Consider the following 12,301-nt stretch of genomic DNA (forward strand, 5'->3'; position numbering starts at 1 on the left):
GACATGGAGGATCGGACTGAAGAGGCCCAAGCCCTCGACGTTGCGGCCCGCGTGGTGTCGAATCTGCTCCTGGGGCCACCCGGGGACGATCTGCGTGCGATGTTCACCGACGCCGATGCTGCGCAGGAATGGCCGCTGCGGGATGAGGGGGCGATGCAGGCGCTCCGCGATGTGGCCGCTGCGGCCCCTGATCCGGAGGACATGCTGCGCAGGGATCATTTTCGACTCTTCGTGGGCCCCGGGCGAGGTTTCGCCTGCCCGTACGAATCGGTGTACACCTCACGGGATCAGTTGGTCTTCGGGGACGAGACACTCGATGTGCGTGCCACGTATGCACGCATCGGGCTCGAGGCGCCCGGCGGTGGCAGCGAACCCGACGATCATCTTGGGTTCGAGATCGCTTACATCGCCGAGGTCGCACACCGCATCGTGCATGCAGCCGATGATGAGCAGACCCAGCACCGACTGCGGTCGGAGCTGGGACGGTTTCTCGTCGATCATGTGAATCGGTACGCCGACCAGGTGATGGCTTCGGTGGCAGAGCACGCCGAGACTGCGGTGTATCGGGCGCTTCCTGCGTTGACACACAGCGTGATCGAAGCGTCCCATGCGCTCGCGGTGCGACATCTTCCCATCGAACGATGAGTAGACCCACCGATCGCCTCGTGGCTCAGGTGGATGGCGACACGGGCACGGTGGTGCTCTCGTGCGCCGCCACCGTGCCACGGGTCCCTCGGCACATGACGCTCGCCCACCTGCGGGTATGTCTGATCGGCGAGGGGATGCACACGGTCCCCGAGATCCTCGCCGCCGGGGCATCCACCGTCTTGGTGGATCCGGCATGTCCACATGACGCCACGGCCCTCGCATCGTGCATCGAACGCTGGCAGGCGTGGTGTGGCCCCGAACGGGTGGGAGTGTGGCAACCCGAAGGTCACTTCTGGCGTGCGGCCACGCCGCTGGATCTGACCAGTCGGGCCGAGGCGCGTAGAGCGGCGTTCGGAGTGTTGACCCGACGCGAGCCCGAAGAGGAAGACCTCGGACGCTCCGATGAAGCGCGCTTGCGTACGGCTCTGCGTGAACTCGGCATCCATCAGGAAAATGGGTCCGATCAGGCCGAGAGAGCCCCAGCAAGCAGAACACAGGCAGCCAGAACACAAGAAGCCAGAACACAGGAAACCAGAACACAGGCAGATGAGGGCATCAGTGCTGCGGCGAGGTTGGAGGTGTCGGACGCCTGCACCGCCTGCGGGGTCTGTATCCGTAGCTGTCCCAATGACGCGTTGTCGTTTGCGCTGGAAGGCGATACGACAGGATTGATGCATGATCCGGGCCGGTGCGAGGGGGAGCAGTCCTGTGTGTCGTTGTGTCCGGTGAGCGCCATCACAACGGATGGTTCGTGGCCGCTGGAGCGTAGCGTCCAGGCCGAATCGGTGTCCCTGATCGAGATGCGGAGCGTCGAGTGCACGCGATGTGGTCAACGTCACCGTGGCGAGGGTTCACTGTGCGAGAGTTGCTCCTATGTCGCTCACCGTGGGCTCGGAGCGGCGATGAGTGTCGAGGAAGTGCTTGCGCTCGGGCGTCCACATCGATATTGAGATCCTACGGTGGGTCCGGAATCACCTAATGTGTCAGCGATGGACGACCAGCTCGAAGGACATGCCATGCCCCTGTCGATTCCACTGCAGTTCCACACCGACGATTCGGTGGAGGGACGTCTGGCCAACGTGCGCGTGCTTGTGGCCGGCGGTAGCCCGCTGGGGCTGCGAGTGGTGTCGATGCTGCAGAAGGTGGGCGTCCGCAACGTGACCGAGGCCTTCGGTGCCACTGGTGATGCCCTGATCGAGACGGTCAACGAGCACGACCTGGTGGTGAACGCGTGCCGGACCGTCGGAGAGATGCTCGAGCTCGCCGATGCCTGCGTCCGTACCGGACGTCCTTTCGTGTGGGGTGAGGTACAGGGCAATGTGCACCGTTCCTCGGTGTTCTGGCCGCAGGCGCCGGGGGAGTGGCCTCTGACGACCCTGCGTCACCTCTACCCGGTGGTTCCCGAAGTGGACCCTGAACCTGCCGATCCTGATCTGGAGATCGTGTGGAGCCGCTTGGCCACCGTGCTCATCACCGAGGTGCAGAAGCTGATCCAGGGGATCGGAGAACCGCTGATCGGACGCCTTCTCGAGGTGGACACCATCGCGGCCGATTGGGACGTGCGGGAGATCACTCCGGCACAGCCTCCTCGGAAATCCTGAGCCGAGTCCCGGAGCGTCCCTGTGTTCGGAGTCGACCTGCGAGGTTGGTTGCTCAATCTGCGAGGTCGGTTGGTTTGGGGCGGTGTCTTGCAGGGGTTGGTCGTACCCCCTGTATGGATGGAAAAACATTGAGGACAGATGTTGACCTCGGTGAACGAGGATCTGTTCCTGAAAAGTGCAGTTGAGGACACGATGCGTCCTCAACGAAAAACGATGTATGGAGCCCCGGTCGGTGGGGCTCCATGTGTGGTGGGGCTCAATGTGTGGTGGGGCTCAGCGCGCAGTGGGGCTCAGCGTGCGGTGAGCTGTGCCCGCGTCGGCACGAATGGCTCGAAACGAAGCTCCATGCCCGCCTCGCGCGGGGTCCGGTCGGCTTTTCGCATATTGCAGGGGCTGCAGGCCGCGATCGTGTTGAGCCATGAATTGGGGCCGCCACGTGACTGTGGGAGCAGGTGATCCACCGTCGTGGCGTGCTGCCCGCAGTAGGTGCACGTGCGTCGATCTCGTATGAGCACGCCACGCTTGGTCCACCCTGGAGGCCGGGTGTACATGAAGTGGGTCTTCACGTAACGGACGAGCCGGAGCACCAATGGCCAGGGGTATGGGCCGATCAGGCGCCCCTCCTGTGCCTCCTCCACGATGGCGACCTCGCGCACCAACATGCCGATGGCGTGCTTGACCGACACCGTGTGCAGCGCGGTGTTATCGGCGTTCAACACCAGTACTCCGTTCATCGGCCCTCCCTCCATCCTGCGTGGACCTTCGAACTGTCGTGGACCTGCAATCGATTCCGACACGTGCTGGGTATGAAAAAACCGTCCAGCGGCACGCTGGACGGTTGACCACTTCGTAGTGACCCGGGCCCGTTGGAACGGGCGCACGTCACTCAGCAGGGACAACCGTCGATGGTGCGGCAGCGCGGGCCGACCCCGGAGGGAGCGCACGTCAGCACATCGCCAGATGTGGCGCAGCGAATCACGGCACAGTCGGTGAGCATCATGATCTGGATGGTCGCGCTGTGATTGCGTCCTGACTGTCGTGACATGCTTCCCCTCCTTCCGATCGTCCGCACGTGTTGCTTTCTCGGATGTGTCATTCCTCACGTGCTGGGACCATCATTTTGCCCCATGGGTAAGGGATGGTGACGACAGGGTGAACTGTCGCCCAACAAATCGGGACGAGCGCCGGATGTCAGATGCCGGGTGTCAGGTGTCGGGTGTCACGTCGGGTGTCAGGCGTGGGGTGTCACGTCGGGTGTCAGGCGTCGAGTGTCAGGAATGGAGCGCCTCGAGGATGCGGTCGGCGCTTTTGCCGAGACCCAGGCGTCGAGACAGGGCTTCGAAAGCCTCGTGGTCGACGCAGCCTGTGCGACTCCCACCTGTTCGGCCCGAGAGCCCCTTGGCGTCCCGGACCACGGTGATGACCTTCTCCGCTGCCCGCAGGTGGTCGGCGGCGTCTTTGATGCGCTCACGTTGCGACTTCGTGAGGCCCGTGGCATCGGGATCGGCAGCCGCGGTGAGGATCGCGTCGAGTGAGCCGAACCGGTCGAGGAGCTGTGCGGCTGTCTTCTCCCCGATTCCGCGGACGCCGGCGATCCCGTCGCTCGGGTCACCGCGGAGAGCAGCGAGCGCCACATACTGACCGGGATCCACCAGGTGCTTGGCTCGGACGGCCGCGGCGTCGAATATCTCCTTCTTCTTGACGCCACCTGCGATCCACACCACCTGCACGCGGCGTTCATCATCGACGAGCTGCATCAGATCCCGATCGCCGGTCACCACGAGCGTTCCGGCGTCATCGTGGGCGGCGAGCGAGGCGATGACATCGTCAGCCTCCAGACCGGGAACCCCGATCACCGGGAAGCCGAGTGCTTCCAGTGCCTCTCTGATCCATGGAATCTGACGGGCGAGATCGTCGGGAACCTGCTCCTCGGCGATTCCTTCGCCGTCGGATGCCACGCGATGAGTCTTGTAGCTGGGCAGTAGATCCACACGCCACTGCGGACGCCAGTCCTCATCCCAACAACAGATCACCTCGCCGGGTGCGAGATCGGTGATCAGATTGGCCAGGAGGTCAAGCACCCCTCGGACGGCATTCACCGGGTGACCGTCCGGAGTCCGGATGCTGTCCGGAACGCCGTGGAAGGCCCGAAAATACAGATAGGACGTGTCCACGAGCATGCGGTCTCCGCGCGTCTCACTCATATGAGAAGAATACGTCCAGTACGAGGAAGTGACTGGCAGGATGGCGTAATGGAAGAAATCGATCGGGAGATCCTGAATCTCCTTGCCGCTGAAGGCCGTATGTCTTTCACCGACATCGGCAAACGCACGGGATTGTCGACATCAGCCGCACAGCAGCGGGTGCGTCGGCTGGAACGACGCGGCGTGATAACCGGGTATCGTGCACTCGTCGACGCTGACGCAGTGGACCGTGGCATCACCGCCTTCGTCCAGGCGGAGCCACTGGATCATGACGGTCGTCTGGGAGAACCGAAGTCACTCGAGGGGATCGACGGGATCGTGTCGTGCTGGAACACGGCCGGGCCCGCGAGCTTTTTGATGCGCGTGCAGGTTCCCTCCACGGCGGCGTTGCAGGAGGTCCTGAATCGCATCAGGACCGAGGCGCTCATGAGTACGCATACGATGCTGGTGTTGGAGACGGTGTTCGAGGACCGTCCCCTGTGGTCCAAGTCCGGTGATGCCCTCACCGAGTCCCCGGTGGATGACTCGGGTGCGGCGGTGCCGCATGCCGAGGCGCAGGGCACTGGACGCAAGAAGCAGCGACACAAGAAGGAGAACGACAAGTCGTGATCGTCCTGACCGGGTGCACTCTGGCTGGTATCGGCCCTGCGGCACTGGCCATCGATGGAGGCCGCATCGCGTGGGTCGGAGATCCGGCCAAAGCGGTGACTCTCGGTGCCCCGGTCATCGATCTGGAGGCGCGACTCGGCCCCACCCTGGTGGCCCCGGCCTTCGTGGATGCGCACGCCCACATCCTGTTGACGGGCCGTGGTCTTGCGGGAGTTCGCTGCGATGATGTGACCTCAGCAGCCGAGCTCCTGGCACGGGTGGCCCAGCGCAGGGAGGAGGAGTCGGGCGGCATCATCACCGGGCAGGGCTGGGACGACTTCGACTGGCCGGAGGGACGCCCACCCACGATGGCCGAGCTTGACCGGGCCGCTGGCGACACACCGGTGATGCTGACGCGAGTCGAAGTGCATTCGGCGTTGGTGAACTCCGCTTTCGTCGACCGGGTGCCCGGGCTCCGTGATGCGGCCGGTTTCCAGAGTGACGGCTTCATCCGGCGTGATGCCTTCCATCTGGCGGGTGAGGGAGCATCGAAGCTCTACACGGCGTCACAGCGCAGCGCGCATGCGGGGTTGGCCATGGATGAGGCCCTTTCCTGCGGTATCGGGACGATCCACGAGATGAGCGCTCCGCACCTGGGGCCGTGGGAGGATCTGACGCTGATCCGCAACGAGGCCGAACAGCGCAGGATGCGCGTCCCCCTGTATTGGGGGGAACAAGCCGATGATGATCTGGTGGCCGAAGCGCTTCGATTCGGGGTGCGTGGTCTGGCCGGTGACCTCAACTGCGATGGAGCTTTGGGGTCACGCACGGCCTGTCTGTCGCACGGTTACCACGACGATCAGGACACCACCGGGTTCCGCTACATCGATCCAGAGCAGCTGGCCGAACACGTGATCGCATGCACCAAAGCCGGTCTTCAGGCCGGATTCCACTGCATCGGTGATGTGGGAGTGTCCTCCTCGGTGGAGTCCATGCGTCGTGCCGCCGACGCGCTGAGCCCTGAACTCGTGCGGCGTGCACGTCACCGCCTCGAACACGTGGAGATGGCCAGTGACGCCGACATCGCCACCATGGCCGAACTCGGCGTCATCGGCAGCATGCAGCCGATGTTCGACGCCTGGTGGGGTGGCCCCGGGGGCCTGTATGACGACCGACTCGGTCCAGACCGTCCGGCTCTGGACCGTATCGGCTCCATGCAGCGTGCCGGTGTGCCGCTCGCGTTCGGCTCGGATGCGCCGGTGACGCCGTTCTCGGGATGGAAGGTGATTCGCGCGGCGGTCAATCATTGGCGAGAAGAGGAACGTGTCAACGTCGCCGAGGCGGTCCACGCCGCCACGGCCGGGGCCCACTTCGCCGGTTTCGAACCCGAATCCGCCGCCGGACTCGGCACTTTCCGCGTGGGGGCGCCGGCGGACTTGGCCATCTGGACCGCGAATGACATGGAAGGGGCGTGGCCGGTGCTCGAGATGAACGCCATGCTGCCGACCTGTGCTGCCACGCTCGTGGCCGGACATCCCGCATATGACGACCGCGGGATCTTCGCAGAGCGATGAGTGAGTCACCGCGAAAAGGCCGCCGAGTGGGGCTGGGCGCGTGGTTGTTCGCTGCTGGACTCGGCGGGCTCGCCGGTCTGGGTTTCGAGCCCACCGCCTGGTGGCCCTGCCACCTCATGGGTCTGGCTGGGCTGTTCGTGCGTCTGCGTGCTGCGAGCACGTGGCGTCAGGCTGCCGGATGGGGGTATGCCTTCGGGTTCGGCATGAACTTGGTCTCCCTGTCCTGGTTGTCGAGTCTGCTGCCCGGCGCCGGTCCTGTGATCGCGGTGGTCCTCGTCGCCTTCATGTCCACCTACTTCGCGCTGGTCGGTGTGGCGGCGCGGTGGGTCTGGCGTCTGCCGTGGCCGGTGGTGGGACTGGCATCGGTCTGGGTTGCGGGGGAGTGGCTCTATTCACGATTCCCGTTCGGGGGGTTCGGGTGGACGCGAACCGCCTACACCATGGTCGACTCTCCCCTGGATGGCTGGTTGCCACTGGTGTCGGTGGCCGGAGTCTCCGGACTGGCCGCGCTGGTCTCGGCGCTCGCGGCGTGGGCGTGGGGGCGACGTCGAGAGCTTTCTGAGCATCGTGTCGCCGTGATCGCGGCCGCGACCACGATCGTTGCCCTGGGGACGGGCGGCTTGGTGCTGCGGGGGGCCGATCTGGTTCCGGAGCATTCGGAGGAATTGACCATCGGCATGGTGCAGGGCAATGTCGACGGCGTGGGTGTCGGCGGCATGGGACGCGCCCGCTCGGTGACCAACAACCACTACTCCGAGACCGTCACGTTGATGGCGAAGGCTCGGGCCGGCGAGGCCGCCGGACCAGACTTCGTGCTGTGGCCGGAGAACTCCACCGATGTGGATCCGATCGAGGATCTGCAGACTCGACGCCTTGTGCAGTCCGCAGCGGAGGTGGCGGACGTGCCGATCCTGGTGGGTGCTGTCACGCGGGGGCCCGGCACCGATGAGCGTCAGACCACGGCCCTGTGGTGGATGCCCGATGGGCGGGTCACCGACAGCTATCACAAGAGGAATCTGGTTCCCTTCGGTGAGTACATTCCCTTTCGTGACCGGTTGCTCCCCCTGATTCCTCTGCTGGAACTCGTGGGAGCGCAGTCGATCCCCGGTACCTCTCCCGGAGTGGTGGACGCCGAACTGGCTGATGGACGTCGGGTCGCGGTCGGAGACGTGATCTGTTTCGAGCTGGCCTATGACGACACCGTGCGTGAGGCCGTCGCGGGTTCGCAGGTGCTGGTGGTGCAGTCCAACAACGCCACCTATCGGGGCACACCACAGATCGATCAACAGTTCGCGATCACTCGGGTCAGGGCGATGGAGGCCCGACGCGAGGTGGTCGTCGCCACCACGAATTCGGTGTCGGGACACATCGATCACCGGGGGCGGGTCCTGGACCGCACCCAGGAGATGCAGGCGGCGTCGGCGTCCTACACGGTTTCCCTCCGGGACACGACCACACCTGCCACGCGGTTCGGTGGAGTGATTGAAGCAGTTCTCACGGTCTTGGGGGCGCTGTCCTGTGGACTCGGCGCGTTGGCTGCATGGCGCCGTGACGGGGCTGGCACAATGGGAGGTCCGTGAGACCGCGCGGATGCTTCATGGCATTCGCCGTACCCCAGTAGACCGATCCCCAGCGGTCGAGCCCGAAGGGTTCGACGAGGAAGAAGGCAGCAGTGGACGAGACACTCACCACAACCGACAGCGACACCACGACGGAGTCGCCCCTGGGCACCGTGCTCGTCATCATCCCGACCTTCAACGAGCGGGAGAACATCCCGCTCATCACTGCGAGGCTGCGGGCAGCGGTGCCCAACGCCCACATCCTCGTGGCCGATGACAACTCGCCCGACGGCACCGGTGAGATCGCCGACGAGCTCGCCGAGAACGACGAGAACGTGCATGTGCTGCACCGTGAGGGCAAGCAGGGCCTCGGTGCGGCCTACATCGCCGGATTTGCCTGGGGCCTGGAGAACGGTTACGGCGTCCTCGTGGAGCACGACGCCGACGGCTCGCACCAGCCCGAGCAGCTGCCCGATCTGCTGGCCGCGCTCGAGAACGCCGACATGGTGAAGGGCTCGCGCTATGTCAAGGGCGGTTCGACGGTGAACTGGCCCAAGTACCGCGAGATGATCTCGCGTTGCGGAGGCCTGTGGACGTGGATCTGCCTCGGCATCAACATCAAGGATCCGACGGGTGGCTTCAACGCCTTCCGCGCCGCAACGCTCCGTGCCATCGACTTCGAATCGGTCCAGTCCGCCGGCTACTGCTTCCAGATCGACCTCACCTGGCGCACCATCAGCCGAGGAATGAAGGTCGTCGAGGTTCCGATCGAATTCAAGGAGCGTGAGTTCGGCACCTCGAAGATGAACCAGTCGATCATCCTCGAGGCCTTCTGGCAGGTCGCCAAGTGGGGTGCCGAGCATCGCGTCAAGCAGATCAAGGGCCTGTTCAAGCGTCGCTGATGAATTCAGCAGATCAGCACCGGACGCCGCCACGTCGCCCGTGGGTCATCCCTGCGGTGCTCGTGGCGATGGTGGGTATGCCCATCATCGAGATCTGGGCACTCATCCGGATCGGTGGTTGGATCGGTTTTTGGCCCACACTGTTGGTGATCCTCGTGCTCACCGGTGTCGGCGGATGGCTGATCTCACGTGAGGGACGCAAGGCTTGGCGTGCCCTGAGCGACGCGGTCTCCCGCGGCATGGATCCGGGGCCGGAACTCACCGATGCCGTGCTGGTGCTGCTTGGCGGAATCCTGCTGCTCCTGCCGGGGTTCCTGACCGATGTGGTCGCGCTCGTCTTCCTGCTGCCGTTCACTCGGGCCCTGCCGCGGCTGTGGCTTCGGAAGCTGACGCGACGCTCGGGGTGGAAGACCACCACGGGCTTTCGTGGCGGCACGGTGATCACCGGGGAAACAGCCGATCCCACATATGAGCACGGTGGGGCGGACGCTGCCGGCACCGTGATCGAGGGCGAGATAGAACCACCTCATCGGGAACCCTGAGTGGAGCAAGATTCCTGACCAGAGCTGATCCGCCCCGCTCGTGTGCTTCACGAGCGGGGCGAGTCGTGTCCGTCGAGTGTGGTGTCAGCCCTTCTGACGCAGGGTGTCGATCCGCTCGGCGAGGAGCTCCTCGAGCTCGGGGATCGAACGCCGTTCACGCAGCATGTCCCAGTGAGTGCGCTGCGGCTTGGTCTCCTTCACGACCTTCGGAACACCATCGGAGCGTTCCGATTCACGGCCGCACCGCGGGCATTCCCACAGAGTCGGCAGCTCGGCCTCCTCCGAGAACACCTTCGTGAAGTGATGCCCCAGGGGGCAGTCGAATCCGATCTCCTGCCGGGGCGCGAATTCCACACTCGTCTCGTCCTCGAAGCTCTTGGCTCCGAGACCGCTACCTCGCAACGTACGATCAGCCATGGTCTACCTCCTCGACAGGAGAACAGCGCAGAAGTCGCAACTGTTCCGACCCGACCCAGAGTAACAACCATGTTCTCACCACAGGCCGCGGGCGCTCAACACATCCTTCAACACATCGGGCCGGTCGGTGACCAGACCGTCGACGCCGAGGTCGATGAGCCGCTCCATTTCGGCGCGTTCGTTGATCGTCCACACATGTACGTGCTGGCCCATGCGATGGGCACGATCCACGAAACGCTCGGTGACGATCGAGACACGGCGACCCCGGACCGTGTGGTGAATGGGTACCTGGAAAGCCTGGCCGTGGGCGCGGAACCGGTGAGGGAGCACCGGGAAGAAAGCTGTTCGGGCGACGCCGGGAGGAGCCACCGAGGTGGCCACGCGCGTACCCATGCGGCGCCGGAACGCGTCGATCGATCGGGTGTGAAAGGAGCCGACGCACACCCGGTCATGAGCGCGATGGTGCTCGATCAAGCGGGCCAGGGGTTCAATCGCCCCGGGTGCCTTGATGTCGATGTTGAACCGGCACTCGGGAAATGACTCGAGGAGTTCGTCCATCAACGGGATGCCTTCTGCCTCACCGTTGGGGCGGAGAATGCGTGCGGCACGGGCCGTGGCCCAGGGTGTCTCGGCAATGGCGCCCCGTTGGTCGGTGACGCGGTCCAGATGCGTGTCGTGAAACGCGACGAGAACCCCGTCAGAGGTCGCGTGCACATCGGTCTCGAGCCATCGGTAGCCAAGACTCACCGCATTGGCGAAGGCCGCCACCGTGTTCTCGATGCCCTCATTGTCTGCCAGGAGAGTTCCACCGCGATGAGCCAGTGCGATGAACGGGGCATCGAAGTAGGGGTGGGTCGTTGCAGGGGAAGGGCTGGGACGGTCCGGGGCGGCTCGCATACCTCGAGTATGCCGAGGCCGGCCATCGGCTGCGAATCACTCCACGTGAGGGAGCAGACGCAGAGCGTCGATCATCTTCTGGGGAAGCCACGTGGGGATCCCACTCCAGCTGAGCCAGGCCCAGATACCCAGCCAGGCGACGACGACCACCACGACCCAGAACAGGTACCGCAGCCATCTGGGCCAGGCGAGGTAATGGTCGAACAGGCGACGGAAGAAGGACCACAGGCGATGCGCCCAGTGGAACTCGGTGGCGAGCACCGCGATGCCGCCGAGGAACAACGGTATGCCACCGGGGCCCGGAAGCGGCCCCAACGCCATTGCCGTCAGCATCAACCCACCACCCAGAACGGCGATGAGGACCTTGCGCACTGGCGTGGGCATGCGTCGGAAGCGGCCGCCACGCTGCGCGGCCGCATCATGAGCGTGGGTGTTCTCCCGCTGCGGTGCGGTCTGCATACCCAGAGGTTACGTGACTGCATACAGGCGCGCGTGGCATCATCGCGCGGGTGACCACCGTTCTTTCCATCCAGTCCCACGTCGCCTACGGCCATGCCGGCAACTCCGCAGCGGTGTTTCCACTGCAACGCAGGGGAGTCGATGTATGGCCGGTGCACACGGTGTGCTTCTCGAACCACACCGGCTACGAGGACTGGGCCGGCCCCCTGCTTCCGGCGGGGGAGATCTCCGAGATCATCGACGGCATCGATCGGCGTGGTGGGCTCGCTCGACTCGACGCGGTGCTCTCGGGCTATCAGGGCGGTGAGGATGTCGGCGCGAGCATCGTGCGAGCGGTGGACCTGGCCAAGGAACGTAATCCCGCCGCCTTGTACTGCTGCGACCCGGTCATGGGGGATGTGGGAGCCGGGTTCTATGTGGGCCCCGGCATTCCGGAGTTCCTCCGGGATCGCGTGGTGCCCCGGGCCGACATCGTAACTCCCAACCACTTCGAACTCGAGTTCCTGGCCGGGCGATCCCTCACCCGGCTCGACGAGGTGCTCGAGGCGGCCGCCCACCTCCGGGATCAGGGGCCGTCGACGATCCTGGTGACGAGCGTCCGGACCACCGATGTCGCCGATCACGAAGTGGCGATGGTCGCCGTCGACGCAGAGGGCGCCTGGCGGGTGGTGACGCCGGCCTTCGATCGGAACTTCACCGGATCGGGCGATCTGACCAGTGCCGTCTTCCTCAGCGAGATCCTGGCCGGGCACGAGCTGCGTGAGGCGCTGGGAACGACCGCCTCGGCGGTGTACGGGGTGCTGAAGGCGACGGTCGCCGCCGACAGCTCCGAACTGGTGCTGGTGGGAGCACAGGACGAGATCGCCCAGCCGGGGACGACCTTCGAGGTCACCGCGGTCTGAGCGATCCC

General features: G+C 65.0%; 14 protein-coding genes. 9 read left to right on the forward strand and 5 right to left on the reverse strand.

All coding sequences use genetic code 11. The features are described 5' to 3' along the window. The first annotated feature begins 3 nt into the window (after positions 1-3). From FB460_RS00665 to FB460_RS00675, 3 genes are read left to right on the forward strand one after another with little or no spacing between them, the layout of a single operon-like run. Positions 4-645 carry a TorD/DmsD family molecular chaperone gene (locus FB460_RS00665; RefSeq protein WP_142092223.1) on the forward strand — a complete coding sequence of 214 codons (642 nt, stop codon included), beginning with the start codon at positions 4-6 and terminating at the stop codon, positions 643-645. Beyond that, positions 642-1,598, forward strand: a complete 957-nt coding sequence (locus FB460_RS00670) for a 4Fe-4S dicluster domain-containing protein (RefSeq protein WP_142092224.1) — start codon at positions 642-644, stop codon at positions 1,596-1,598. The genes FB460_RS00665 and FB460_RS00670 overlap by 4 nt, the downstream gene beginning before the upstream one ends. Positions 1,599-1,637: 39 nt before the next feature. Next, positions 1,638-2,249, forward strand: a complete 612-nt coding sequence (locus tag FB460_RS00675) for a ThiF family adenylyltransferase (RefSeq protein ID WP_142092225.1) — start codon at positions 1,638-1,640, stop codon at positions 2,247-2,249. Positions 2,250-2,539: 290 nt separating this feature from the next. Here FB460_RS00675 and FB460_RS00680 read toward each other — a convergent pair whose 3' ends face one another. Continuing rightward, positions 2,540-2,983 (reverse strand): HNH endonuclease, encoded by a 444-nt coding sequence (locus FB460_RS00680; RefSeq protein WP_142092226.1) that lies wholly within the window; start codon positions 2,981-2,983, stop codon positions 2,540-2,542. A gap of 537 nt (positions 2,984-3,520) precedes the next feature. Then, positions 3,521-4,453 (reverse strand): 5'-3' exonuclease, encoded by a 933-nt coding sequence (locus tag FB460_RS00685; protein WP_211345769.1) that lies wholly within the window; start codon positions 4,451-4,453, stop codon positions 3,521-3,523. Positions 4,454-4,501: 48 nt separating this feature from the next. Here FB460_RS00685 and FB460_RS00690 point away from each other — a divergent pair, with 48 nt between their 5' ends. From FB460_RS00690 to FB460_RS00710, 5 genes are all read left to right on the forward strand, one after another. Then, positions 4,502-5,062 (forward strand): Lrp/AsnC family transcriptional regulator, encoded by a 561-nt coding sequence (locus tag FB460_RS00690; protein WP_142092227.1) that lies wholly within the window; start codon positions 4,502-4,504, stop codon positions 5,060-5,062. Further along, entirely contained in the window at positions 5,059-6,615 is a 1,557-nt protein-coding gene (locus tag FB460_RS00695; RefSeq protein ID WP_142092228.1) for an amidohydrolase, read from the forward strand. Before FB460_RS00690 ends, FB460_RS00695 begins: the two co-directional genes overlap by 4 nt. After that, positions 6,612-8,195, forward strand: a complete 1,584-nt coding sequence (gene lnt, locus FB460_RS00700) for an apolipoprotein N-acyltransferase (protein WP_142092229.1) — start codon at positions 6,612-6,614, stop codon at positions 8,193-8,195. Before FB460_RS00695 ends, lnt begins: the two co-directional genes overlap by 4 nt. A gap of 92 nt (positions 8,196-8,287) precedes the next feature. Then, positions 8,288-9,076: a polyprenol monophosphomannose synthase gene (locus tag FB460_RS00705; protein WP_425466942.1), complete on the forward strand. Its 789-nt coding sequence runs from the start codon at positions 8,288-8,290 to the stop codon at positions 9,074-9,076. Beyond that, a complete protein-coding gene (locus FB460_RS00710; protein WP_142092230.1) occupies positions 9,076-9,618 on the forward strand; it encodes an FxsA family protein in 543 nt (180 codons plus the stop codon). Before FB460_RS00705 ends, FB460_RS00710 begins: the two co-directional genes overlap by 1 nt. Positions 9,619-9,702: 84 nt before the next feature. Here FB460_RS00710 and FB460_RS00715 read toward each other — a convergent pair whose 3' ends face one another. The 3 genes from FB460_RS00715 to FB460_RS00725 form a co-directional block, all read right to left on the reverse strand. Further along, on the reverse strand, positions 9,703-10,035 hold the full coding sequence (locus tag FB460_RS00715) for an RNA polymerase-binding protein RbpA (protein WP_142092231.1): 333 nt from the start codon (positions 10,033-10,035) through the stop codon (positions 9,703-9,705). Positions 10,036-10,110: 75 nt separating this feature from the next. Beyond that, entirely contained in the window at positions 10,111-10,932 is an 822-nt protein-coding gene (locus tag FB460_RS00720; RefSeq protein ID WP_142092232.1) for a glycerophosphodiester phosphodiesterase family protein, read from the reverse strand. A gap of 36 nt (positions 10,933-10,968) precedes the next feature. Next, on the reverse strand, positions 10,969-11,391 hold the full coding sequence (locus FB460_RS00725; protein ID WP_142092233.1) for a PGPGW domain-containing protein: 423 nt from the start codon (positions 11,389-11,391) through the stop codon (positions 10,969-10,971). A 50-nt stretch (positions 11,392-11,441) separates the two neighbouring features. Here FB460_RS00725 and pdxY point away from each other — a divergent pair, with 50 nt between their 5' ends. Further along, positions 11,442-12,293 (forward strand): pyridoxal kinase PdxY, encoded by an 852-nt coding sequence (pdxY, locus tag FB460_RS00730; protein ID WP_142092234.1) that lies wholly within the window; start codon positions 11,442-11,444, stop codon positions 12,291-12,293. The last annotated feature ends 8 nt before the right edge of the window (positions 12,294-12,301 follow it).

Origin of the sequence: Propioniferax innocua (assembly GCF_006716235.1) — a bacterium.
GTDB lineage: Bacteria > Actinomycetota > Actinomycetes > Propionibacteriales > Propionibacteriaceae > Propioniferax > Propioniferax innocua.